At 43.7% G+C, this 24,956-nt stretch carries 26 protein-coding genes and 1 pseudogene; 7 read left to right on the forward strand and 20 right to left on the reverse strand.

Features of this window, described 5'->3' with window-relative positions:
- The first annotated feature begins 221 nt into the window (after nt 1-221).
- Nucleotides 222-1,349: a THUMP domain-containing class I SAM-dependent RNA methyltransferase gene (locus GQR42_RS21590; RefSeq protein WP_002766109.1), complete on the forward strand. Its 1,128-nt coding sequence runs from the start codon at nt 222-224 to the stop codon at nt 1,347-1,349.
- On the opposite strand, the gene mdh is transcribed toward GQR42_RS21590, so the two are convergent.
- From mdh to GQR42_RS21655, 13 genes and pseudogenes are all read right to left on the reverse strand, one after another.
- Nucleotides 1,350-2,327 carry a malate dehydrogenase gene (gene mdh / locus GQR42_RS21595; protein WP_158201561.1) on the reverse strand — a complete coding sequence of 326 codons (978 nt, stop codon included), beginning with the start codon at nt 2,325-2,327 and terminating at the stop codon, nt 1,350-1,352.
- Nucleotides 2,328-2,353: 26 nt separating this feature from the next.
- The gene (locus GQR42_RS21600) at nt 2,354-2,569 is read right to left on the reverse strand and encodes an NAD(P)H-quinone oxidoreductase subunit O (protein ID WP_045361132.1); all 216 of its coding nucleotides are present in this window, start codon (nt 2,567-2,569) and stop codon (nt 2,354-2,356) included.
- 43 nt (nt 2,570-2,612) lie between these two features.
- Nucleotides 2,613-2,747, reverse strand: coding sequence for a hypothetical protein (locus tag GQR42_RS29635; RefSeq protein ID WP_257792599.1), 135 nt, complete (start codon nt 2,745-2,747; stop codon nt 2,613-2,615).
- 119 nt (nt 2,748-2,866) lie between these two features.
- Complete coding sequence (locus GQR42_RS21605) at nt 2,867-5,518, reverse strand: glycoside hydrolase family 10 protein (RefSeq protein WP_158201562.1); 2,652 nt, start codon at nt 5,516-5,518, stop codon at nt 2,867-2,869.
- Between the two features lie 196 nt (nt 5,519-5,714).
- Nucleotides 5,715-7,064 (reverse strand): UDP-N-acetylmuramoyl-L-alanine--D-glutamate ligase, encoded by a 1,350-nt coding sequence (murD, locus tag GQR42_RS21610; RefSeq protein ID WP_158201563.1) that lies wholly within the window; start codon nt 7,062-7,064, stop codon nt 5,715-5,717.
- A 291-nt stretch (nt 7,065-7,355) separates the two neighbouring features.
- Nucleotides 7,356-7,682 (reverse strand): annotated as a pseudogene (locus tag GQR42_RS21620) (Uma2 family endonuclease); the annotation flags it as partial.
- A 215-nt stretch (nt 7,683-7,897) separates the two neighbouring features.
- Complete coding sequence (locus GQR42_RS21625; RefSeq protein ID WP_158201565.1) at nt 7,898-11,257, reverse strand: helicase-related protein; 3,360 nt, start codon at nt 11,255-11,257, stop codon at nt 7,898-7,900.
- A 46-nt stretch (nt 11,258-11,303) separates the two neighbouring features.
- Nucleotides 11,304-11,531, reverse strand: coding sequence for a DUF4926 domain-containing protein (locus GQR42_RS21630; RefSeq protein ID WP_158201566.1), 228 nt, complete (start codon nt 11,529-11,531; stop codon nt 11,304-11,306).
- Between the two features lie 12 nt (nt 11,532-11,543).
- A complete protein-coding gene (locus tag GQR42_RS21635) occupies nt 11,544-11,876 on the reverse strand; it encodes a DUF6883 domain-containing protein (protein WP_158201567.1) in 333 nt (110 codons plus the stop codon).
- A 44-nt stretch (nt 11,877-11,920) separates the two neighbouring features.
- On the reverse strand, nt 11,921-12,244 hold the full coding sequence (locus GQR42_RS21640) for a hypothetical protein (protein ID WP_158201568.1): 324 nt from the start codon (nt 12,242-12,244) through the stop codon (nt 11,921-11,923).
- A gap of 72 nt (nt 12,245-12,316) precedes the next feature.
- On the reverse strand, nt 12,317-12,619 hold the full coding sequence (locus GQR42_RS21645; protein WP_233271112.1) for a hypothetical protein: 303 nt from the start codon (nt 12,617-12,619) through the stop codon (nt 12,317-12,319).
- Nucleotides 12,620-12,632: 13 nt separating this feature from the next.
- Entirely contained in the window at nt 12,633-12,959 is a 327-nt protein-coding gene (locus tag GQR42_RS21650) for a XisI protein (RefSeq protein ID WP_158201569.1), read from the reverse strand.
- Entirely contained in the window at nt 12,935-13,363 is a 429-nt protein-coding gene (locus tag GQR42_RS21655) for an element excision factor XisH family protein (protein WP_158201570.1), read from the reverse strand. Before GQR42_RS21655 ends, GQR42_RS21650 begins: the two co-directional genes overlap by 25 nt.
- Nucleotides 13,364-13,588: 225 nt before the next feature.
- Here GQR42_RS21655 and GQR42_RS21660 point away from each other — a divergent pair, with 225 nt between their 5' ends.
- The 3 genes from GQR42_RS21660 (at nt 13,589) to GQR42_RS21670 (ending at nt 14,396) form a co-directional block, all read left to right on the forward strand.
- The gene (locus GQR42_RS21660; RefSeq protein ID WP_158201571.1) at nt 13,589-13,777 is read left to right on the forward strand and encodes a type II toxin-antitoxin system HicA family toxin; all 189 of its coding nucleotides are present in this window, start codon (nt 13,589-13,591) and stop codon (nt 13,775-13,777) included.
- Complete coding sequence (locus tag GQR42_RS21665) at nt 13,778-14,083, forward strand: hypothetical protein (RefSeq protein WP_158201572.1); 306 nt, start codon at nt 13,778-13,780, stop codon at nt 14,081-14,083. It abuts the gene before it with no gap.
- 61 nt (nt 14,084-14,144) lie between these two features.
- Nucleotides 14,145-14,396, forward strand: coding sequence for a type II toxin-antitoxin system Phd/YefM family antitoxin (locus GQR42_RS21670; RefSeq protein WP_158201573.1), 252 nt, complete (start codon nt 14,145-14,147; stop codon nt 14,394-14,396).
- A 165-nt stretch (nt 14,397-14,561) separates the two neighbouring features.
- On the opposite strand, the gene GQR42_RS21675 is transcribed toward GQR42_RS21670, so the two are convergent.
- The 6 genes from GQR42_RS21675 to GQR42_RS21695 form a co-directional block, all read right to left on the reverse strand.
- Nucleotides 14,562-14,978, reverse strand: a complete 417-nt coding sequence (locus GQR42_RS21675) for a type II toxin-antitoxin system VapC family toxin (protein ID WP_002776217.1) — start codon at nt 14,976-14,978, stop codon at nt 14,562-14,564.
- On the reverse strand, nt 14,975-15,223 hold the full coding sequence (locus tag GQR42_RS21680; RefSeq protein ID WP_158201574.1) for a DUF2281 domain-containing protein: 249 nt from the start codon (nt 15,221-15,223) through the stop codon (nt 14,975-14,977). The genes GQR42_RS21675 and GQR42_RS21680 overlap by 4 nt, the downstream gene beginning before the upstream one ends.
- A gap of 82 nt (nt 15,224-15,305) precedes the next feature.
- Nucleotides 15,306-15,536 carry a hypothetical protein gene (locus GQR42_RS29060; RefSeq protein WP_233271113.1) on the reverse strand — a complete coding sequence of 77 codons (231 nt, stop codon included), beginning with the start codon at nt 15,534-15,536 and terminating at the stop codon, nt 15,306-15,308.
- Nucleotides 15,537-15,808: 272 nt separating this feature from the next.
- Complete coding sequence (locus tag GQR42_RS29070) at nt 15,809-15,988, reverse strand: hypothetical protein (RefSeq protein WP_233271114.1); 180 nt, start codon at nt 15,986-15,988, stop codon at nt 15,809-15,811.
- 254 nt (nt 15,989-16,242) lie between these two features.
- Nucleotides 16,243-16,746 (reverse strand): hypothetical protein, encoded by a 504-nt coding sequence (locus GQR42_RS21690; protein ID WP_158201575.1) that lies wholly within the window; start codon nt 16,744-16,746, stop codon nt 16,243-16,245.
- 38 nt (nt 16,747-16,784) lie between these two features.
- Nucleotides 16,785-16,940 (reverse strand): hypothetical protein, encoded by a 156-nt coding sequence (locus tag GQR42_RS21695; RefSeq protein ID WP_158201576.1) that lies wholly within the window; start codon nt 16,938-16,940, stop codon nt 16,785-16,787.
- A 190-nt stretch (nt 16,941-17,130) separates the two neighbouring features.
- Here GQR42_RS21695 and GQR42_RS21700 point away from each other — a divergent pair, with 190 nt between their 5' ends.
- The 3 genes from GQR42_RS21700 to GQR42_RS21710 all read left to right on the forward strand — a co-directional run bounded on the left by GQR42_RS21700 (nt 17,131) and on the right by GQR42_RS21710 (nt 19,646).
- Nucleotides 17,131-18,924 (forward strand): fatty acyl-AMP ligase, encoded by a 1,794-nt coding sequence (locus GQR42_RS21700; protein WP_158201577.1) that lies wholly within the window; start codon nt 17,131-17,133, stop codon nt 18,922-18,924.
- 84 nt (nt 18,925-19,008) lie between these two features.
- A complete protein-coding gene (locus GQR42_RS21705; protein ID WP_158201578.1) occupies nt 19,009-19,251 on the forward strand; it encodes a hypothetical protein in 243 nt (80 codons plus the stop codon).
- The gene (locus tag GQR42_RS21710) at nt 19,248-19,646 is read left to right on the forward strand and encodes an HNH endonuclease (RefSeq protein WP_158201579.1); all 399 of its coding nucleotides are present in this window, start codon (nt 19,248-19,250) and stop codon (nt 19,644-19,646) included. Before GQR42_RS21705 ends, GQR42_RS21710 begins: the two co-directional genes overlap by 4 nt.
- A 662-nt stretch (nt 19,647-20,308) precedes the next feature.
- Here GQR42_RS21710 and GQR42_RS21715 read toward each other — a convergent pair.
- Entirely contained in the window at nt 20,309-24,943 is a 4,635-nt protein-coding gene (locus tag GQR42_RS21715) for a hypothetical protein (RefSeq protein WP_158201580.1), read from the reverse strand.
- Nucleotides 24,944-24,956: the final 13 nt, after the last annotated feature.

Consider the following 24,956-nt stretch of genomic DNA (forward strand, 5'->3'; position numbering starts at 1 on the left):
TAAATATTATTGTAGGGGCGAATTGCCTTCGCCCTCTTTGAATAACTTCTGCTGCTCACCAATATGTGAGAGAAAGTCACTGACTTGAGCGAATGAGATAGGAATTTACAAGAGGGTAAAAATTAAAATCTTTCTAATTTCAAGCTACCAACGACCAGAGCTAATCACTGAAAACTGAAAACTGAAACCTGATAACTGATAACTGATAACTGATAACTGAAATGACTCGATCCTATTTTGCTACTACCGCTAGGGGACTAGAAGAAATTGCCGCTAGGGAATTAGAATTCCTGGGGGCCAAAGAAGTGAAACCAGTATTCACGGGAGTCCATTTTCAGGGGGATATCTCCCTACTCTATCGAGTCAATCTTTGGTCAAGAATTATTTTTCGGGTTTTGGTTCCCATTGCCGAAATTCCCTGTGGGGATGGGAAGGAACTGTATGATGGCATTCAAGCCATTGATTGGCGCGATTATCTCAGCAGTGAGGAAACTTTAGCGGTACAATGTACGGGAACGAATGATCGCCTCAATCACACCCATTACACCGCTTTAAGCATCAAAAACGCTATTATCGACCAACAGCGTCAACAGGGCAATCCCCGTTCCTTTGTGGATACAGAAAACCCCGACCTGCAAATTAACGCTCATATCGAGAAAAATCGCTGTGTGCTTAGTTTAGATAGTTCTGGCCACAGTTTGCATCGTCGCGGGTATCATCGGGCCATGGGAGTCGCACCTCTGAAAGAAAGTCTCGCCGCTGCTTTGGTAGAATTATCGGCATGGCAGGATGATATGGCACTTTTAGACCCTTTCTGTGGTTCGGGAACCATTGTCATCGAAGCGACCTTAAAAGCTTTAAATATTGCCCCCGGTTTATCCCGTTCCCAGTTCGGATTTCAGAAATGGCCAGACTATCAACCGGATTTATGGCAATCTTTGCTTCAGGAAGCTAAAGAAAAACAAAAATTTCAGCTAAATGCGCCAATTTATGCTAGTGATGCCGATTATGAGGTTTTGCATCAGGCCGAGGATAATGCCTATTTTTGTCAAGTGCAGGACTATATTAATTTTAGCTTGCAAAGCATCACCGACTTAGAACCGACGAGCGATCGAGGGATTATTCTCTGTAATCCCCCTTACGGCAAAAGATTGGGCAATACCGAAGAATTAGGGGCCTTATATAAATCCTTCGGTGATGTCTTAAAACAGAGGTTTAAGGGTTGGACAGCCTATATTTTATCGGGAAACAAAGAACTGACTAAACAAATCGGTCTGCGTTCTTCCCGTCGCACTCCCTTGTATAACGGTTCTTTGCCCTGTACCCTCTTAAAATACGAATTGTATTAACTACATCAAAACCTTGAGACTGTCAAGAGCTAAATGAACATTTTGACGAACTGAGGCAGCAGAAGTGTGTAGATCCAGACGTTCAGCATCGGTCAAACGCACTTCCAGAATACTTTCCACCCCCCGACATCCTAAGCGACAGGGAACCCCCAGATAGACATCCTGTAGGCCGTATTCACCCTTAAGATAGGCTGCCGCCGGCAGTAAACGGGATTGATTTCTCAATATCGTCTCGACCATTATACAGGCAGAGGAAGCGGGGGCGTAATAAGCGCCGCCAGTTTGCAGTAATTTGACGATTTCAGCCCCACCGTTGCGAGTTCTCTCCACTAGACGATTAATCGTCATCTCGTCCATTAATTCGGTAATCGGCACACCACTGACGGTACAGTAACGGGGTAGGGGCAACATTAAATCACCGTGACCACCCAAGACCATAGCATGAACGTCGGCGGTACTAACCCCCAATTCCATGGCGATAAAGGTTTGTAAACGGGAAGAATCGAGGACTCCCGCCATTCCCATCACTCTTTGGGGGGGTAAACCCGTCGCTTGCCAGACTAGATAGGTCATCACATCAAGGGGATTGGTGATGACGATAAAAATGGCTCCGGTCGAATACTTGAGGCATTTAGTGGCGGACTCGACGACGATTTTAGCATTGACATTCATGAGATCATCGCGACTCATGCCCGGTTTTCTGGCTAATCCAGCCGTAATCACGACAATATCCGAGCCTGCCGTGTCTTCATAGTTATTAGTGCCGATAATCTCGCTGTCGTGCAGTTCTATGCCCTGGGCTTCCATCAAATCTAGGGCAATACCCTGGGGTAAACCATTGACTATATCGAGGAGAACCACATCGGCGAGGTTTTTTTCGGCGATGCGTTGGGCCAGGGTGCGTCCGACGTTACCGGCACCAATAACCGAGACTCGGGGCGATTGACAGGGGAGGGGTGTATCGTAGAAGTCAACCATGATTTATGGATGAGGCAATATCCTCATCAGGCGGGTTCCAGTTGTTCGAGCTTTAGCCACACACTGGGGGTAGGAACATAGAATTTAATCAAAGCATAATCATCTTTTATATCCAAGACTTCTGCTGTCGAGTTGAACATATAACTGGGTAAACGGCGATCGCTGGCTAGGGCTTCGAGGCTATTTTCTAGGTTTCCCGTCACCACGCGGACTAAAGCTCCTTTCTTAATTGTAGCTGCCATGTTTTTCTCGTTAAATTTGCTTGGGGGTTTCTTCCATAAATTGTTACATATTCGGGCGGGCCTCTGACAAGAGGGTGTGGGGTGTGGGGTGTGGGGTGTGGGGTGTGGGGAAGTGGGGTGTGGGGAAGTGGGGTGTGGGGTGTGGGGTGTGGGGTGTGGGGAGATAGGGGAATTTCAACTAATACCCCAAAACCCTAAAACCCCAACTCCCTAAAACCCCAACTCTCAACTCCTGAATACTGTCTCGGAGTCTCCTGAATACTGACTCCACCGACAAACTTTTTCAGTAAATCCTAATTAAAACTCAACCCTTTGACCATAACTTAACAGACTTTGTAGGGTGGCGAGGCGATTTTCCCAGACCTGTATTTGATAGGCAGATAAATCTTTTTGTCTGGATATCACAGATTTAAATTGATAGCTAAATCGCTTTAAAGCATTTTGAGTTAAAGTCAAATTACGAGGGCTGGGATTATTAGCTAATTGTTCTAATAGATTAGCCATTTCGTCCACTTCTTGCCCCCAAGTTTTTAAGGTTCCCTCCTCCATTGCTAATAAATTATTCGTGATTAAAAAACTCCACTCTTGACGCAAGGAATTAAACCGCGCTGCTGCCGTTTTGAAGGGTTGCCGGTGGGGTAAAGGTTCGGCTTTTTTCGTAATTATCGATCCCTGAATGCGATTAAGAATTGTTTGCAGGTTGGGATTGAGATTTTCTGTGGCAAAAAGAGCGAATCCCGAAGTGGGAAGATTGCGAATAAATTGTAGTTGATCGATGGTGACTTGATCGGGTACTTTTAACAGACGGATACCGGGTATAATCAGAGCATTTCCTGCAATTTGGCGATCAAATAAAGACTGGGTTTTCTCTTCTAAAGTCCCTGTATCGAGAGCATAAGTCATTAAAAATATCAGATCTATCCATTGATTTTGTCCCCACTCCTCCCAGTTTTGTTGAATACGATATAACCGTTCTTTTTGTTCTAGGGGAAACACCGCCGCCGACATTTTTAAGTGGGGGCGAATCTGTTTTAAGCGAGTAGAAACCTGCGAGACAAAAGTATCAACCTGACGGATTTTAAAGCTAGTCCATTGTTCCCATAAAGCACCCCGGGGATTTAAAGTAATTGGATCAACTCCCGTCATTTGTTTAAATAACCAACGGCTGGATTTACCATAACCATAGGTTTGATTAGAATCTTGACTCTGGAAAGGATAGCGAATATAATCTAACTGCAAGCCATCCACATCATAATTCCTGACAATCTCCTCGTAAAGAGATAAAAGATAGTTCTGTAGGTCGGGATTAGCAGGATCAAAAAAGGCTTTTTTCGTGCCTTGACTGTAATCAAAAGAACCACCACTTTTATTAGTTGCCCCCCAATCGGGATTACGGGATAAAACTGGACCGAGATAATCTAATGGTTGCTCTAATACTTTATTATGAGCTTGATTAGCCGCCGCAAAAACCCACACCCAGGCGTGGATTTCCATATTGCGTTCATGGGCTAATTTAACGGCAACTTTTAGGGGATCCCAACCTCTGGTTAAAGGGTTTTGTTCGGGGGCAACTTGACTGGGATAAATAGTATAACTAGCATTAACTGTCTCGAAAAAGACCACATTAATACCCGCTGCCGCCATGCGATCAAATACTCTGGCTAAATCGTCCTCGTTTTTAGCTTCTACGATCGTGCCTCTATCTAACCACATTGCCCGTATTTCTGGCTGGGCAAATTGTCGATTAGTGGGATAATTATCCCAAAGACTTCGCCGCGCTTGTAACCAAAATTCCCGCGCTTGGGTATAGGAACCCTGGGCAATTAAATTCCGAAAATTATTTAAGGTTCCTTGGGCATTTTCTAGGACTAAACGGAATCGTCTAGCTGTATCTGAGGTGGGGGAATTTTTCCCACGATTATGAAATGCTTGTGCTAAGGATTTATCAGTATTGGATATATTACTATTACTTGCCTCTGAAGCTAAGAGAGTCGCCCCATAACGCCCGATTAATCCCTGCAATTCCGCCGTCATCTGGCTAATTTGTTGAGGAGTTAGACTTGCTCTGGGGGGAATTGCCTCGGTATTCGGACTTAATCTCGCCGTTTCACTGGGGGGATTTTCTGAAATCTGCGGGAGAGGGCGACGGGGTGCGATCGCAACGCGCTCGCTACGCGAGATCGCTGTTGGGGTATTATTAATATTATTAACTATTGTTGAGTTTCCTTGACAATAGGGCGCAATTGTGCTAGGAGAAGAACTGCGATTAATGCCGTAGCGTTGCAGGGCGGTTTCTAGCCAAGCACTATCGAGGGCGAGATTAGCGACGGCATCGCTGCCCCAGCGCCAACCGAGAAAGATCGAGTTATTATTGAGGACAACGGCGGGGGGATTGTTGCGCGCCCCCCAGACGGCGACGGTTTGGCTATTAACTCCCGTGGGGATAACCACACCACCGAGGAGACTGCTGGCTAAAGGTTTTTGGTTTTTCAGTTCACCCAAATTAGTCGGCCGCAGGGTGTAAGCTTGGGAGTGGGGATAGGCCCAGTAAGCCCCAAATAGCGATCGCAGTTGATTACGCACAGCAGGTTCTGAAAGATTCCCCGCCGGACCGGTGACAATAATTTTACCACCGCGATTCAGCCAACGACTCAAGACACCAGCTTGTAAACCGGAAATAGTCTCGACGTTGGGGATGATGAGAACGCTAATTTTATTTAAATCCTTGTCGCTTTGCCACTGATTACTCTGGAGAATGCAGTAATTAACCCCGACATTTTGCAAACGCTCAGTGATAGCTGTCCATTGATTGGCATTTTCTTGACTTTTTAACACTGCCACCGGTGTCGCTAAAACTGGGATCGGCAGCAAGACACCCACACAGGACAAGAGGCAGGTAATTAGAGGCTTGTTAAAAAGATGATCAAGATGGAAGGACGATCCCAGCACTTTTTTTTCTCTTAATTTTTTTGGTTAACTCTTCCTGATTTTACCCAACTTAGCCAAAAAAGAGTATCTTTGGGAACAAAAATTGCGTCTTAGTCGTCGGCAACGGGGTTTTAGGGTATTGGGGTTTTAGGGTTTTAGTTGAAATTCCCCACCTCCCCATTCCCCCACTTCCCTATTCCCCCACTCCCCCATCTCCCTACAACTGTAAACACAATTGCCGAAAGTGATCGCCGCGATGTTCAAAACTTTGGTATTGGTCAAAACTGGCGCAAGCGGGCGATAATAACACCACTTTAGCCTCTTTTGCCGGTCCTAGTTCAGCCGCGCGTTGAACTGCCCTGTCCATCGTCTCTACACATTCATAATCTTGATAACCTGCTGACTGTAAACGATGGGCAAAATCGGCGGCAGCGTCACCAATAAGCAGCACAGTGGCGACTTTTGCCTTAATTTCAGCGATCCAAGCCCGATCATCCCCTGCTTTCGCTTCTCCCCCCGCGATTAAAATCGCCGGACTGGGGACGGATTGTAAGCCCACTGCAGCGGCATCGTAGTTAGTTGCTTTACTATCATTAATAAAGTCTAGGCCTTTATAGGTACAAATATACTCTAGGCGATGGACAACCCCAGGGAAAGTGGCGATCGCTTCGGTAATGGCTTTTTTCTCGATTCCTGCCAATCTAGCGGCGGCCACAGCCATAAGCAAATTCTGCTGATTGTGACTACCCACCATTTTCAGGAGATTAACCGGGGCAATTAATTCCCCAAAAGCCACGATCCAGTTATCTTGCAGATAAACACCACGACTAGGATCGCCCAAAAGCGCCTCTTTCCCCTGCACAGAAGTCCAATAAGCTTGTTGCCATTGACTAACACCAATTTGACGCAGATAGGGATCATCACCGTTGAGGATTTGGCGATCGCTTCTTTGCAGTAAAGAGGCTTTAATCTGATAATAATTTTCCAGGGTTTGATGACGACTGAGGTGATCGGGGGTAAAAGTTGTCCAGATGCCGATTTTGGGCGATAAATCCCGACTAGACTCGATCTGATAACTACTAATCTCCGCAATAATCCAATCGTATTTATCGGCTTTTAAAGCCAATTCACAGGCAGCATAGCCGATATTACCGCAGGAAGGAGCATTTAACCCCGCTTTTTGAAAAATAGCGGCACAGAGGGCGGTGGTGGTGGTTTTACCGTTAGTTCCCGTAATACCCAACCAAGGGGAAGATTGCAGATAACGCCAAGCTAATTCTAATTCTCCGATCGTATCGATGCCTTTTTCTCTGGCAGTAATTAAAATCGGGGCATCCCAAGGCACGCCAGGGCTAACCACGATCAGATTAGGCAAGTCCGAAGCCTCTAGACTGAGATTTTGACCAAGATTGACAATAATTCCTTCCCTTTCCAGATTGGTTTTGATTGCTTGTAAACTGGGAGAATCAGAGCGATCGCTTAATGTCACCTGCCAACCATCCCGTTTTAAGCATCTTGCCGCTGCTATTCCCGATCTTCCCAATCCAATAATCGCCGCTTTCGCCATCTTGTTGCAACTCTACTCAAGGGTCAATTTTTAGCAATCTCTATCCTACTGTGGATTAGGTCGATAGCTATCACTTTACTAAATTGTCCGTCAAAAGCTGATACAAAAGCCTAGTTTCGTAAAATAGCAAGCGACAGAGACCATCCTTACCCAATGCCTTAAAGCTGGGTAATTCTTTTTTTTGCGTTGCTGAATCAAGGTATGAATGACAACCTTGCACCCATCCAAAAGTTAGTTTGGGTCTAGGTTTTAAAAATCCCACACAAGAAGATTCATATCTCAAATCAGCAACGCCTCGGAAAAAATCTCGACAATTACATCTGGATATTTACCCTGTTCTCCCCAAACCACCCAACTTTTGCGGGGACGCTTTTCGGTATCTAAAACCACAAAAAAATCAGGACCCCAGAAATCACGTTTTTTTAGTTGTTCCTCGTTGTAGTAGATGGTCAGATTTCCCGAAGCGTAGTAATCACTCCACTCGCGCCATAATAATTCTAGACAACTAAGGAGAATGATGATCTGTTGCAGGTGTAGATCACTTTCCAAGGCTGGTTCATCACTCCATAAATCTGTGGGGGGACAGGTAACTTCTGGGATAATGTCTAGGGCTGTCATGACTTTTTCCCGATATTTTAGGATTGATTAATTGTAGCTTTTTCCCACTACTTTAGAGATGGTGCTGGGGGATTTTTGCCCCTAACTTAATCCTACACCCTTGACCGATCGCCTTCCGCACTTTATCCTAGCGCCATCGACACTTATCGGTGGTAGAAAAGAAACCCCCACCTTTTCTGAGGGGGTAAGGGACAGGGCGATCGCTCCCGTCGTTTCTAAACTAAAGCCTGACTGCAAATAATGATGGGAATTGGTTGCTCCTCACCTTGCAGGCGACGGCGATCTAACCAGTCGCGCATCTCGTGTTGGGTGTATAGTTTCTTTAGTTCGCTAAACAAAGCTTCTCCTGTAAGACTCTTGCGCTTGATCAGGTTTAACTCGCGCTTAAGCGCAGTGGTAATCGGTTGGCGAAAGGCCTGTTCCAATAGGTTAACCTGCTTGCGGATTTCTTCATCCTGAGTGGTTTTGAACAGTAGTCCCAATTCTCGCAGGACGTAGCGCTGTGCTTGAGTCAGAGAACGGCTGTACTCCCGTTCCGATTGGCGGTGTTGGACTTCTCGGGCAAATTTCACCTTGACTTGCATCACTGCTTGGTTGTAATTTTTGGGCAGCGGCAGTCCGGCTTCTTCTCGGTTACTTTTGAGCATTCCTAAAATGCGGGCAATATCTTTGGATCTGATCTCTCCCTGTTCATCGAGCCAATATAATTGCTGGTAGCCCTTCCAATCTTTGCGGTTAGGATAGGAAGCTTCACAGAAGACAATTATGCCCTTATTGAGAGAAAAGCGAGCCGTGCGGATGCCGTGAGGCAGGTTAGCTATCCGTTCGTATTCAGCCGGATTTTCTCGCTGGAGTTGTCTGAGAATTTCTTCTGCTTCGTTGAGGTCGAGAAATTCTCCCTTATCTTCAAACAAACTTAATTGATTGCTGCCACTTGTTTCATAAATTGCATACATAGCCTCTTCATTAAGCTGTTCCGTTGGGTCAAGAATTGCCGCATCCTCCCCGATGGTTTCGTGAATTTCTTGAATGCGGTTTTTGAGTTTTTGCCGTAATCCTAGATTCCGCTCTAATCCCGTCTCTGGGAGAAAATTAAAGCCGTAAACCACATCATTCTCGCTGCCAATCCGATCAATCCGACCAAACCTTTGAATAAGTCGAACTGGATTCCAATGCAGGTCATAATTAATAATCAGGTTGCCATCTTGTAGGTTTAAACCTTCGGCTAGGACATCGGTAGCAATTAAAGTCTTGATTTCCGGCTCTCCTGGGGTCAAATTATAGTATTTGTTGGATTTGGGGGCAAATCTACCCACGACTCGCGCCTTATTTTTATCGCCACTGTAGATGACTTCTATATCCTCTCGATCGCCGTTAGGATTGAGGTTTTGATACAAGTAATAGGCAGTATCAGCATACTGAGTAAAAATGAGGCACTTGCTCTCTTGCAGCGGCGGTTTATTCAACCAGCTTTTGAGGGTTTGTAATTTCGCGTCTTTGTCGGGGGTAATTGGCTCAACTAAGTGCAAAATTTTCTCTAGCAATTGGATGTCATGTTCGAGGTGTTTCTGCAATCTTGGGGCATCAAAATCAGCTATATTATACTTTCCCGATACCTGACGCAAAGCATCGATAATGTCTTGTTCTTCCCCATTGTTTGGCTCATAGAGAATTGCCTGAGCTTCTTCCCCAGCGGGGATAATTCCTTGGCGTAAAGCTTCTCGAAAGCGTTGATGGACTTGCAGTAATTTCTTAACAGTTTCTTGGAAGGCATAAACGCTAGATTCAAAGCGTTTGAATAAGAGGACTCGCATCAGTCCTCTTAAATTTGCTCCCCCAGTTTGTAAACTGAGTAATGGTTCTTGTTTGCGCTGATTTGGTAATACATAATTTCCCAAACCATAACGAGCATAGCAAAGTTCATTTTTATGAGGGTTGGCTGGTTGCCGTTGGCGAGATTTACCTAAATATTGGCGCAGTTCTTGGTAAAGTCCTTGATAGGTATCTTCAATACTATATTCAATGGTTTGTAGTTCTCTTTTGGGAAAAAACTGATGCTTACCGCCCACAATAACGTAAGCGCGTTGATTTCCGTTTAAATAATCCTTGAAATTGTCTGCATCTACGCGTTTATGAGTCTTGGCATCAAAGCCGTACCAGCGTAAAATATGGTTGCGAGTGCGCCGGATTAAGATGTTAGATAACAAGTCAGGTAACTGTTTTTCCCCTTTCTCTACTAATCGAAAATATTCTTTTAGATCGGGCGGATCTATGGGTAAATCTGTCTTATCATCTTGATGAAAGAGCTTAATCTGATGATAAATATCCCAAGCACTTTTATTACGAGGAGTTGCTGTTAAAAAACAGCATTGTCTCCCAGCTGCTAAAAAGGCTTCGACGATTTTATATCTTTGGGTTGCGTCATTCCGCAGATTATGACTTTCATCAATTAAGACAAAATCTCGATCTTTGTATTTAAAATCTTCTAATAAAACTCTGATGCCACTTATATCATTTTCCCGCAGCAATCCCATCGATAAAACGCGGGCGTTAAGTTGATAAATTTCGTTGTAGCGTTCCCACATTTCCAGCAGTGGCGCTGGACAAATAATTAAGGGGCGGGCTTTTTCCACTTGTTCAAAACGTTTGACAATGGCAGCACCAATAAAGCTTTTTCCTAGTCCTACCACATCGGAAACGAAACAACCTCCATACTCGCGGATGAGTTTAATTGCGTGGTCAACGGCTACTTTTTGAAAGTCTGCTAGTTTCTCGGTAATTTCGTTATCTATCATGATTTCGCTGGCAGTTTCTTCTGTCAATCGATCGCGCACGAGCATATAGAGAGTTTTCATATAGATGTCGTAGGGACGTACTGGAATCATCGCCCAAGACTGTTTTAAAGACTGTATTAGTGTTTCATCAAATTCTATTGCTTCGTCCCAAAGTTGATTGAACCATTCTGTTAAACTGGTATGATTTTCATTACCGTGAACGATAACATTAAGTTCGGTATTGTGGGAAATTCCTGATAAAGTAAGGTTGGAAGAACCAACGATAGCAAGGCCTTTTTCTTGACGTTCTAGGGGTTGTCCCTGCTGGTTATAAATTGTCCCGTAGTCAAAGATATAGGCTTTAGCATGGAGTCGCCCTTTAGCATAAACGCGCACCTGAAGGCGCTTTTCTTCAATCATTTGAACCAGATTTTTTACTAAGGTTTCTGCTTCATCTGTTTGGTCCATTAGTTCGACGCTGGAACGAATATTTTCGGCGGTTTCTGTTGCCATCTGCTTGCGTTCTGTCCGTTTGGGGTATTCTTGTGCCTCTAGATGGTCTTTAATTAGTTCTAAGCGGCGGTAGCCTTCTGCTAGTTGTTCGATGGTTTCCCGGTTGCTGGTGTTGCCAATCAGGAGGCGCATTTGTGGGATGGTGGCGAGACGAGGTGCGATCGCAGTAAAGCCGGAGAGGAAGAAGTAACCGACGGCAAAATGAGCGGCTTCTGAGGAGTGGAGAATTTGGTTGATGTTATCGACTAATTTTTGCTGGCGATTGTCGATGATGTCGTGGGTAGGCATAGTTCGATATCCGTAAGAGAATTGCTATATCAATGATTTCCTGTTTTTACCCTAGATTTACAGCTAAATTTTTAGGTTCTAAGGGAGAATGATGTAATAACATTAGTTGATTTTCTTGTAAGGTTTCGATAGCATAAGCACGTCCTGATGTATCGCTAAATTCAACTTCAAAAACTGTGGGTTCATAAACTTCTACAATTGTTCCGACTTGTCCGCAATATAATCCTAATTGGGGTAAGTCTTCTAATAAGGCAACTACATCTAAGAGTTTCATTTGATTATCTCCTTAAAGTACATAACAAGTCACTAAGCGGGGAAAGTTTTCGTCATTTCTGATGATCCAAACACTGTGAATAATGGCGGTTTTGTTTTGATGAGTCAGGGGAAAATCAATAACATACTTTTGTCCATATTGATTGATTTTGTCAGGAATAGCATCATAGGTTTTAACTGCTTCTAGGAGTGCATTTTTAAGAAATTGAACGTCATTAATATCTAAGTTTAAGACGGATTTAAAAACCCTGGCTTTATGCTGTCCATCTGAATGATTTATATTCAGGGAATAACTGGTCAATTTGTTATCATCAATGATGGTATTTTTAGAATTGGGTAATTTCACATTGTACCACCTCCTCAATCATTGTCTCTGCTGCCTTGATTTAACTATGAACTATGGCGTTCTCGGTCAATTTCAGAAAAGATATCATCGAGTTCTGGTTGATTTTTCCATACTCCAATAAGAGTTTCTAGTTGTTCCCATGCCATTTTTTCTTTATTGGTGGCTAAGTCCCCCGGTCCACTTTCCACACACCCGACTAAATCTTTAGCTGATTCATAAGCATAAATCGGTTCTTCTTCAGTAATTTCTTTCTTCTGTGCCTTAAATTGCAAGAATTCAATAAAGTTTATTACTGATTGCTGTTGTTGGGGGGTGAGAGTGTGCAGTTTTTCTAAGATGGTTTTTTCGTTAGTCATTGCTTGTGTCATGGTTTTATTCTCTTGGGGTTTTTAATAATTATATCTTGATTTCAGATACCCGACTTCTTAAAGAAGTTGACTTCATTTGCTGCCAATACCTCGAAGATAGTCTTTATTAGTGGCTAAGTCCCCCGGTCCCCCATCAACACAACCAATATATTCTTTGGCTGCTTCATAGAATGAAACAGTGTTTTTTTCTTCAGTGATTTCTTTCTTCAGTGCCTTAATTTGATTTTCAGCTTGCTCTAGGTTTAAAAGTTCATGTTTTAATGCTAAAGCAACAAGTTTGTCAAAGCTGTTTGCTTTTAGTAATTGAATTATTTTTTCGGTTTCCTGAATTAATTTTATTGTTAATTCTAATGTTTTATAAGTTGTTTTTTCCATTTTATTTGTACTCCTAATTAATGGCATATTCTGTGAATTTTCGTTTAAATGGAGAGTGAAATCCGATGACAATATCTGTTTTAGGAATTCCTAGTTCAACTAACTGTTCAGCTACTGAAATTTCTGTGTTGTTCTGTTGAATATAAACTTTGTTGTTAATAATATCTAAATGTAAAAGACATCCATAAATCCAATGATTATTATGCCAACCAACTTGTACTAATAAATAATGTTTTCTCAGATCGTCAAAGATTATTTCTAGGGAAATTTCACTAGACTGCTGAATTTTAGCTTGTTCTTCAATTAGGGATTTAACTAATTCAATGTAGTTGATTGCCATGCTACGATCTCCTCTATTTCAGGGTTATAGACAATAATTTTGATTTGATAATGTTCTAGAATTCTTTGAACAAAACGGCTATGACAAAACACTTCATAAGTATCATTAGGGATGGCTAAGTATAGGGTTCTATCAGGTTCAATTTCTGAAAGAGCAAAACGGTAGTTAAGATATTGTCCACAGGCTAAATGTAGTTCTGTAACAATTGAATCTCTTAAGAAACTTTTGATTTCAATGGCAACTTTTTCTCGTTCTTTTTGTGCTGCAATAACTTTTTCTGCTCCTAAGTCCACATAAAAGTTAACATCTTCAAACTCTAAGGTAAAAGGATCATGGGTAATCGTCCAACCTGCTTTTATGAGTGCATTTCGGACAGCATGGTGAAAGGTATCTTTAGCTGGCATATCCTGATTTTAGCAGGTTTTCCTAATTTTAGCATCTCGTAACACTCTTAAGGTTCACAGTCTAGGAAATCCTTCTTGTTATTTCTCCTCTTCTGTGATGATTTCAGATACCCGACTTCTTTAAGAAGTTGACTTCATTTTCCATTGTAGCTTAAAGCCGTCCTTTTAGGACGGGGTTTTAAACCCAAATTTTCGATAAGATAAGTGTAGGTTAAAATTAAGGGTATGAAGGTTCGTGAGGTTATCTGTCGCCTAATTGATGATGGTTGGTTGCAAGTTTCGCAAAAAGGAAGCCATCGTCAGTTTAAACACCCTATCAAGCTGGGTAAAGTTACCGTTACTGGGAAACTGTCAGATGATATACCTATCGGAACTTACAAAAACATTCTACGGCAAGCTGAATTGGAGGGTTGAATGACTGAATTGAATAGTATGGTTGTGGTTAAGGATAACGCTATTGAAATAGAGCGTCAAGAAGAGTTAAAAGACTTCCTCCAAGAACAAGAACAACAAGTTCTTGAGCAATTCAAACCGGGTACATTCGGATGTCATGAGTTACTTGACAGAACAGCGATGGTTAGTGATTCCTTGGAGCGTTTTATTGTTTCCCATCCAGCTTGTGTACAAAACCCTGAATGGTACGCCCTAGCAAGACAAGCTGCTGAGGCTCTACATATTCTCTATCAAAAAGTTGGTGCAGTGCATCTCAATGGAGACTAAATCTAAGGAAATTTCAAAGGACAAGCACTACACTAGAGTAAACTAAGTGTACTCAAAAACCATGTCAGACTCCCCAATGATTTCTGTCACTGAAGCTCGACAAACCCTCTTTGGATTGGTGGAGCGAGTCAGTCAATCTCATGAACCCGTCACAATTACTAGCAAGCGCGGCAATGTGGTTTTGATTAGTGAGGAGGATTGGCACTCAATCCAAGAAACTCTTTATTTAAAGTCGATTCCTGGTGTCTGGGAGTCGATTGAAGCAGCAATGAAGGAGTCAATTGAAGATTGCTCAGATGAACTTCCCTGGTAAAGAATTATGTCTTGGCAATTGAAATATTCTAAGCAAGCTCAATAAAATCTATTACTGATTGCTGTTGTTGGGGGGTCAGGGTTTGTAGTTTTTCTAAAATGGTTTTTTCGTCAGTGATTGCTTGTGTCATGGTTTAATTCTCTTGGGGTTTTTAATAATTATATCTCAATCAGGAATAATTAAATCAATCATTTCTTTTCGATTCTTGCGATAAACATAGAAATCGCTATCTAAAGTCAAGACAGAACTTTCTGCTATTAATTCGCTCATTCTCACTAAACAAGCATCTGCAAAGGACATAGGAACGGATTGATAACGTTGCATTAAGTCTCGAATAGCATCTACTTCTTCACTAAACTGAAAGGGGATAATAATCTTTTTACTTTTAACTAATCCCATAATAGCATCTTCACCGCCATAAATATTCTGCAATAAAAAACAGGCTTCGGTAATGACAGCTTCACAGGTAAAAAATGGAGAGGAAAAATTAGTAGTTGTTTGAGTTACCCATTGATGAAAAGCTTCTCGACGGTTGACTATTGCCACTAAAGGTCCCGTATCTAACAGAATATTTGACTTCATTTGCTGCCAATACCTCGAAGATAGTCTTTATTAGTGGCTAAGTCCCCCGGTCCCCCATCAAGACAACCAATGTATTCTTTGGCTGCTTCATAGAATGAAATCGGTTCTTCTTCTTCAGTAATTTCTTTCTTCTCTGCCTTAAATTGCAAGAATTCAATAAAATCTATTACTGATTGCTGTTGTTGGGGGGTGAGGGTTTGCAGTTTTTCTAAGATGGTTTGTGAGTGAGTGGTTGCTTGTGTCATGGTTTCATTCTCTTGGGGGTTTTAATAATTATATCTTGATTTCAGATACCCGACTTCTTTAAGAAGTCGGGTATCTAACCCCTTACAGTCGATACAATGCCGCTACTCTCTCATCTATCTCTTTTTCCCATTCTTCACAGTTAACTCCTTTGGCATCTAAGCATTTTTGTACTAATTTAATGATGGGTTCTTTTTCAGATTCAGAAGCGGGAGGGATGGGAATTTTGGCTATATATTGACGTTTTAGCCCTATTCTTCCATGTTTCTGTGCATCTCCTAATACTGCTGCAAATATATAGCGTTTCCTGTTCACAAAACGTACATTCTTGATCCTGAAAAGCTTAATCAGCAAAGGTAAAATTGTACCTCACAGATGCAAGAACTGCTATAAATAATTAATAGAAATAATAAAAACTGTATCATTAATATAAAGACCTTTTTCATCTAATGTAAAACGAGACTCTTTAGCAATATCAGGATAAACAATCTTGGGGTTTTCAAATTCTGCATAGTAATCACAAGCTCGTAATTACCAGTAAAATTTACCTTTATCATAGCGTTTCTCTAGCTCAAACTTCCACTGGTTTAAATGTTCAAAGCAGGATATCTTTTAATGTTAATTCCAATAGGGGTAACAATTAAGTATTTATCTTTATTTCTAATATGCCATTTACGCACATCATCACCCACAGCTAAAGGTTTAATAATCTCTGCACTTTTAGGGTCTTTAGCAATTAATTCTGCTCGTTTTGCACCATCAATCACAAAAGCTTGATTAAAACCAGTTTTAATACCATAATAAATATGTCCAGAAGTGGCGGCTTAAAATAGAACATCAAAAATGATTAAGATAGCCAATTTTTACAAAAAACTGATTGTATTAGTAAATTATTTTAACCATTCATATAGATTCCATTTCTCCATGATTGGAATTATTTTTGTTAAATAATCGTAACCTCCTTTACGGTAGTAACCACCAATTTCAGTAATCTCAAATTTCCAAGAAAAACTCACTTGATTTATTGTTGACTCCACGGATACCAAACCTCAATTATACCTTGCGGATCTTTTGCACTGGCTTGTGTATTGTCATCTAGGATAATATTATTTCTACCTATTAATGTCTTGATTTCTTTAGCGGCATCTCTATCTTCATCATAAAAAAATTTAACTAATATTTTTACATCTTCTGAAAAAACTTTTTCATAACTTTGATTTTGTGGATTGTGATTATTAGAATCTACTGTTCCCTCTTTAACAAGATTTGTCACAGCAATAACTTGCGCTCCATTGTCATTTAGTTTTCTCAGCAAATACTCTGCCTCATTTCTTTGAGACTCAGCAGAAATATGTATCCAAACTGTTTTTCCTTTTAAGTTGAAATGACCTTCAGTGCAAAGAACACCGTCTGGACAAAAAATTTTATTCCACCACCATGGAGACGTTCCTCCTGCAATGAGAGCTATTAAAATCGCAGAGATGACCTTGGAAAACATAGTTTCTGAATTTTTATCATCAGCCATTTTTATGTACCTCCTAAAAGAAATTTTCAAAAATTAAATTAATCATGAGTTAATAAGGCAATCTGTTTTTTTATATCCTTAATCTCTTGCTCAAGAGATTGTTTATCACTCCCTAAATGCGCTCTGGGTGGTTCATCACTCCATAAATCTGTGGGGGGACAGGTAACTTCTGGGATAATGTCTAGGGCTGTCATGACTTTTTCCCGATATTTTAGGATTGATTAATTGTAGCTTTTTCCCACTACTTTAGAGATGGTGCTGGGGGATTTTTGCCCCTAACTTAATCCTATACCTTGACCGATCGCCTTCCGCACTTTATCCTAGCGCCATGAGCAAATATGTTAAAACTTCTATACAATAGTGCCAATAAGCCCGATAACAACGATGACTGAAACCTTAATTCAACCCGCAACCCTAGTAGAACTCTTACGTTACCGCGCCACGACACAACCGGACGGTCATGCCTACACTTTTCTTATCGATGGTAGAAAAGAAACCCCACCTTTAACCTACAGTGAACTCGATCGCCAAGCAAGAGCAATCGCCGCCTATTTGCAAAAATACCAGGCCCAAGGAGAACAGGCCCTATTACTCTATCCTCAAAGTTTAGAAGTAGTGGCCGCTTTTTGTGGTTGTCTTTATGCGGGAGTGATTGCCATTCCCGTCCCCCCACCGGAATCGGGACGACTTAAGCGCACTTTGCCCCGTTTACGGGCAATTGTCAAGGATTCTAATGCCACCTTTGCCCTAGTTACCGAAAGTATTTTGACTCTTATTGAAGGTGTTAAGGAAGAATTCCCAGAATTCGACCAAATGAAATGGATTACTACCGAAAGTATTGATATTTCCCTGGCAGACCAATGGCAAGCTCCCCAGGTGGATAAATCGGCGCTTGCCTATCTGCAATATACCTCTGGTTCGACTAATATCCCCAAAGGGGTGATGCTAAGTCATTTTAATCTGATGCACCATTGCGGTTACTTGCAAAAAGCTTGTGGTTACGAACCGGATAGCGTTACCCTAACATGGATGCCCTATTTTCATGATTACGGGTTAGTCGAGGGTATCACCGTCCCCCTCTACAACGGTACACCCTGCTATCTCATGTCTCCCTTTGCTTTTATTAAGCGTCCGATGCAGTGGTTAAAAAATATTACTAAGTACAAAGTTACTCATAGTCAAGCCCCCAACTTCGCCTATGATCTTTGTACTCGCAGGATTAAAGCTGCCGATTTAGCGGAATTAGACCTGAGCAGTTGGCAGGCCGCAGGAAATGCCGCAGAACCGATTAACCCGAAGGTAATGGCCAAATTTGTCGATACTTTTGCCGATTATGGCTTTTCTTGGTCAACTTTCGCCCCCGCTTACGGATTAGCTGAATATACCCTGTTGATTTCTAATAAACCCAAGGGAACCACCCCAATTATCACCGCTTTGGATGCCACCGCCTACGAACGCGGTAAAATTGTCCCTGTAGGCTCCGATCGAACCACTGGAGTTAGATACGTCCCCAGTTGTGGTCGTCGCGTCTGTGATACCCGTATAGCTATCGTTAATCCCGATACTTTTACCCTTTGTGCAGCCGATGAAGTGGGCGAAATTTGGGCCAGTGACCCCAGTATGGCCGCCGGATATTGGCAACGGGAAGACGCAACCAAAGAAACTTTTCAAGCTTATCTTGCGGATACAGGAGAAGGACCGTTTTTACGCACAGGAGATTTAGGTTTTCTTCTCGATGGGGAATTGTATATCACGGGAAAGATTAAAAATTTAATTATTGTCCGTGGTAGTAATCATTATCCCCAAGATTTAGAATGGTCAGTACAGCATCTTAATGAGGTTTTTCGTCCCGATTATGGTGCGGCTTTTTCCATTGAAGATAACGGGGAAGAACAGTTAGTGATTGTCCAAGAATTAGAACGTCGCAGCGGGGCATTAGATACGGCCAAATTAATTGCCGATATCCGTCAAGAAATCGCCGAAGAACACGAAATTATGACCCATGCCATTGTTTTGGCCAAATCGGGGACAATTCTTAAAACTGCCAGTGGCAAAATTCAACGCCGCGCTATTAAAGAGAATTTTCTCAATGGTAATATGAGTATTATCGATGCTTGGTCAGAAAATCCTGAGTTAGTTAGTAAATTCGATCGCTCTAATTCTGAAACAGAAGCATAGTTTTTTGGGTGGGCAATGCTCACCCGATCGAGGATAAATAATCGTGTTAGGATTAGGTTAGGGATTAAAGTTAGGGAGAAAGTGATGTTAACTCAACTGATGGTCAAGCCCTCTTCCTGGATTGAAAAAGGAATTAAGCTATCTCCAGTAAGGGAAAATTATCTCTTTAAATTCACCGAGGAATTGCATTGTCGATTGGAGGAACTACGGGAACTAGAAAAAAATTACCAACTTAATTCTCAAGAGACCGCAGAATTAGCTGGTATTTTAGAGTTAAACGAGATTTTCACGCTCTTAAATGCGCGAATAGTTGCTGAATCTAAATGATTAGTATCACAACTCGATTACAAGTCCGAGCAAGAGCCAACTATCTGTGTGAATACTGTCATTCTCCAGAAGAAATTAGTGCCGCATTATTTGAAGTAGATCACATTCAGCCCAAATCTTTAGGAGGCAAAGATGAATTAGCAAACTTAGCTTTAGCTTGCCAAAGATATAACAGATATCGCTACAATTTTATCAAGGCAATTGATCCGAAAACAGAACAAGAACTAGAAATATTCAATCCGCGCCAACAGCATTGGCAAGAACATTTTATCTGGACACCAGATGCTTTAAAAATAGTGGGACTTACTCCCATCGCTAGGGCAACTATTGAACGTTTGGACTTAAATGATGACAATCACAATGAAGGTTTTATCGTTAAAGTTCGTCGATTATGAATCCAGGGAGGTTGGCATCCACCCAGCACCGATAAAAAACAGGAATAATAGCTTATTGTTATCTAGGTAAATGAGCTTCAATTAAGTTTTTTTTCCAGAGGTCAAAATGATTGTTACTCAACAGGAATTATATAGATTTCCAGAATATTTAAATTATCAGTACTCCACGGATATAATACTAAATCCCCATTTTTGAACAGTGAGTGGAATTAAACATAAGATGAACGTAGCGACTGTCTTGATGGTCAAGGGGTAATTCAAAAAAACTCAAGCAGTTGCCGTAAAACTCAAAATCTCAAGCCGGAAAAAAGCGCAGGAAAAACTAAGCATCTCAGGCTAAACCAAAGCAAGCGTAACCCTTGATCAGAGATAACAAGGAGTGTGAATCTCTAGGGACAAGGTGGTAAATTGTCTGTTGCTGCCAAGGCTGATTTTGGCGAACCATTGCATTAAGAATGACTAAGATTTACCGTGGGATTTACCAGGGGTTACTTTAGCCGAACACCTGCTCAAATCAGTTCAAGCTTTAGGCGTATCAGAGCAGGGTTTCCAAGCTATTGTTTGCGCCGACTGTGAACTCTAAATCTTCGCAAAAAAGGGGATAAATTGCGAACTTATGCCCTCCACTTCATACATAGAGGACATTATCAAAGGATCAAGCATTACTCCCACTCCTGTAAGTCTCTGAGCCAATTTTGCAGCAAGCTAGTTAATTGAGTACGGCGAGTTTCAAAATTGCCAGCAATTGAGAGCAAGCTAACTCCCACCAGCAATCCGATAATCCATTTAAGCAGGGGATAAAGGGTAATCAAAATTACCAACTGATAGAAAGCATTAGCCACAAAAGTAAAAGTGCCAAGATAGAGGAAGGCGCGAATTCGTAAGGCTAATCCGGCAAAAATTGCCACTAAACTGAGGATGCCAGGCAGGATTCCCGTCTGATGATGAAACCAGAGAGCCGCACTAGCAATAATGCCTGTTCCCAAGAGGCGGAGCAGGTGGCGCAAGGATTTGCCTTGCCTCCCCTGACAGGTAGGTTCTATCCAGACAAGACAGAGGAGAGACAGTCCGACAAGACTTCTGTAGGCGAAGGGAGTTGCCAGAGAGAAAGCCGCCAGCCAAAGGGCGATCGCCCAATTCACTAACAAGAGGGTAAGATAGCGCCACCGGGGTTGCTGCCGCAGCCAAGCCAGCCAAGCATAGAATCCAGCCACCACCAGCAAACTTAGGGGATTGAGCTTGTCTAAACTGCCCCCAAGGGCGAGTCCTGGAAGAACAAGAGCGAGGAATTGCCAAGGACGAGGCGGCCAGCCCCAAAGCCGCCAAGGGAGCAGATAGGTGAAAACAGCCACCCCAGAGGCGATTACTCCCCACCAAGGAGCTAGGTAGTTAAAGAAAAATTCGATTGGAGGGATGGTACTGGCAGCATAAGCACCAATCCCAGCCCCTTCTAGAATGCCCAGGTAGACCCATATTTCAGCGATAGTTTGGTCAGGATGGTTGCGCCCTTGCCAGATGGCATAGCGAGTCAAAAATATACCGGCTGCCAATCCCAGCAGTTGATTGACTGCAACGGGATAGAATAAAGCTCCTAGTAACAGGCAACTGCCCAAAGCCCAGTGCAGGTGGGCAACCCACTTCAATTCTGAACCCGTCAGATGCAAGTAGCCAGCCAACCAGGGAGAGAGCAACCGATAGCCGTAGACAAAGCTGGCGGCAAGGGCTGCCATTGCCAAAAATCGATCGCCTTGGGACAGGTCGGCAATTTGATAAAACAATAGCTCGTAGGCTGAGATGGAGATCCCGCCAATTCCCAGGTACAACAAGGGCTTCCCGTCCGAGGAGCGCCGCCCAACTCCGATGGCAATCAGTACCAGTCCCAAAGAACTCAAGCCAGTCCAACTACTGAAAAATCCCCAACGCAGAGCGGCTCCTAATGCCCCATAGAGCAAGGGCAGGATATTCCAACTACTGAGCATTTCCTGCCTCTGAGAATACCGGTGCCACCAGTCTCCCAGCAATTGAGTAAGCAATCCCAAGAGAATATTGGCGATCGCTAGGGCAATTAAAGACTGCTTAGTTAGGTTGAGAACTTCGATGGTGAACAGTTCCAAGCTCCAGCCTACCCCGTAGATGCCCCAGTTACTCGGCTCGAGGTAGCTTCGATAGGCGATCGCCCCTAAAGTCAGGGCAGGGGCTAGGATAGAGAGGCTTGATGCAGGTATCTGATCCCAGTAAACGGCTAGAGAATGGAGAGTCAGGGCGACTAACTCCAGGCTACAGAGGAGAATCGCCCAGCCATCGCAGGCGCGGGCATAGAGGAGAGCAAGTGCAGAAGTACGCTGGCTCAGCCAATGGTGCAACAGCCACAGGGTGATAAGGGCGATCGCCCCCAGCCAATCTAATCCAGAGAGAGACAATCTCTCTAGCAGGGCATCTATCAAATGCAAGGACAAGCCTACAGTGATGGTAGCCGTCTCTACTTTTTGTAGGCGATGAGTCTGAAAGAACATCAACCCAGTGGCAATCGCCAAGGTGACGAGACGAGTTTCTTCCCCTACCCAGGTGGGAATTTGGGCAACTAGCAGGACTGAGATGCTCAACCAAATGACTAGGTTAGGTTGGCGCGAGGGTTGCCAACTGCGATAAGCTGTCGCCCCCATCAGCAGCCAAGTGGCGATCGCTTCTTTACCGTCTGGAGAATTAAAGACATTGCCAGAAAGATTCAATAAAGTCAGGAGCGAGAGGCAAGTTGCCCAACCATCGCTAACCTGGGCATAAATTCTCGCCAAATTATTCGGTAATGCCCTTAAGCATTGGCGGAGAATCCACAAGCTTGTCGCAGTAATTACCCCTGCCAACAGCCAGCTTGCTTCTTGCCGCAATGCCCAACCAAAACTGCCATCCCACAGGCACAGTGCCAGCCAACTCAAACCAAAACCCACTGTAATCGCTGCTGCTGCTACCTGCTCTAAGTTACGGCTATTGACGAACATCAATCCTGTAGCCATCCCTAAGCCAATTGAGGCAATTCCTGGTTCCAACCCTTGGGAGAGGAGGGCTGTTAAGGTAAGCAACTGCCACAGGGCTAAAGCTTCTATACTCAACCAACTGGCAACTTCCCGCCGAGCCAGATTCCAAGTTCCCACCCCAGTCAGGGCAAGGGGAGCCAAACCCCAGACTAAGCCCCACTCTAGCCCCATAAGCGGGCGCTCCAACACAGAGGTCAACTGGGCGAAAACTGCCCCCTGATTGAGGACAAACAAGCCATAGGATAGCCCAGCCAAGATTAGTCCCAGCTGCCAAGTTGTGTGGTGTAGGAGATGGAGCAAGGAAGTAGGAGGAAAGGGCTGTTTCACGCTGAATGCCAATTCCAGCACCGCCAGCATGATTAAAATCACGCCCCAAACTGCCCAACTCAGCCTTGGCCATCCCCAGTCAATCGCCAAAATTAGGGTGAGCAAGCCAGCTAGGTGAGTGAGATAGGCAAGGGAGAGAAAACGGCGGGAAATCTCTTGAAGGGAAGCTAGTTTGACTTGCCGTTGGCTGAAAATTACTAACGCCAGGGTTGAAGCTGCCAAGTTGAGCGTCCTCAAGGCAGGATTGACTAAGGAGCAAAAGGTCAAGGTTGTTCCCCAGAACAAGGCTATCGAGCCGGTAAAAGAGGCTAATTCCCGCTTGCCCAATTGGGAGAACCAATCTCTCAGGAAGAGGATTAAGACTAGGTAAGGAAAGAGAACTAAGCTTAGTAACGCCCAAGGGGTAGCTTCAGCGCCAGTTAAACCAGTCCCCAAGGCGATTGCCCCTTGCCTGAAAGTATCTGGAAGCAAGCGCCAAGCCAGCCACAACCCCTGTAACCCAATCAGCAAGGCTGCTGCCAAGTCGAACTTCCGCCAGGAGTAACCGATGCGTCGGGCAAAAAACAGGAGTGATAAACCACTCACTGCTAGGGCTTGCCAGGGTGTTTCACCCACCGACAGTAACCAACCTAGCAGCAGCAAGCTACCGCCGATACGCTGCCACAAGGAAACAGATTGTCTGGTCTGCCAACTGGCTAACCAGCCGCAAATCCCCACAGCCAGCCCCAATTGGCTAATCTCCACCTGAGCGATAAAAATTGCCCGCACCAACAGGATAACTAGCTCATAGACGACAATTGCCTCATTTAAGCTAAAAGGGGCTAATCTTGCTCTCCTTGATGCTCCTTCTTGTCTAGCCGCTTCAGGAACACGGGAAAGGGAGATCAAAGTTGTTCCCACCACGCCCAAGTAAGTTGCCAGCAAGGGAAAACCCCCAATTGCCCATCCCCAATGCAGATAGCTCAATCCCAAGTGATTCGGCAGACTTTGAGAAAATCCTGCTGGGCCAGTTCCCTCGTACCTCCCCCGGAATAGTTGAACTGTTACGGCGGTAAGGGAAAGGGCAGCCACTACCACAATCAACCAGTCTAGAGGGTTGCGCCACAAGCCCAAGCTATCCATGGCCAGAAAATTCATCGGCACTAGCAACAGGGTAACGAGGCGCAAAGCTTGACTGGTCAGGCGCAGGCCTGACTGTTGGCTACTCCAAAAACTGGCTCCCCAAAAAGCTAAAGTATAAAGCCACAAAACCCCATACTGTCCGGCGGTTGAGAATTTTTCCCAAAAGTTGGCGGCGAGGACACCAGAGGAGATGACCACCATGAAGACCCCCAACAGCAGCAGCCAGAGGACGCTCAATTCTGCCATCAGAGACTGTAACATTTGTCCAAACTGGCTGGGAGTTTCCTGCCTTCGAGGAGATGTTGGCGGCTGTGGCGGGATTCTACGGGGAGCTTCTGGCCGTCGAGAAGGTAGCGCGGGTGGGGGAGTCTGCTGGGAGGAGATGGGGTCTGGCAGCGGCTCTCTGGTAGGGGCAGTTGTCAGTATAGGCATGACACAGGAGAGGTTTTCCCGACACAGTTGCTTGACTTGAGATTCCTCAACTAATCCTAATTGGAGCCATTGTTCTAAACCTTGTAGTAGAGAGGGATGGGAAGCTCTCACTCTTATAACAACCCGGATTTGAGAAGCAGTCAGCCAGCCTCGCTGCTGCCATTGCGCCAAACCTTCTAAAAAGTTAGATATAGGGATGCTGGTGGTTATTGTCAGAGCGAGGGTTTCTTGAACTGAATTTTCTCTCGCATTTATTGCTAATTCTAGTCTTTTGTCGGCAATCAACTCTAATTCTAGCCATTGATTGAGAGCTAGTAAAAGTTCGGCTGGCGAGTTGGGATTGACGATTTCTATTGGGATGATTCGATTCTCTTGAAAGGACATAAGTAGTCGGACA

This window comes from Microcystis aeruginosa FD4 (genome assembly GCF_009792235.1).
GTDB classification, from domain to species: domain Bacteria; phylum Cyanobacteriota; class Cyanobacteriia; order Cyanobacteriales; family Microcystaceae; genus Microcystis; species Microcystis viridis.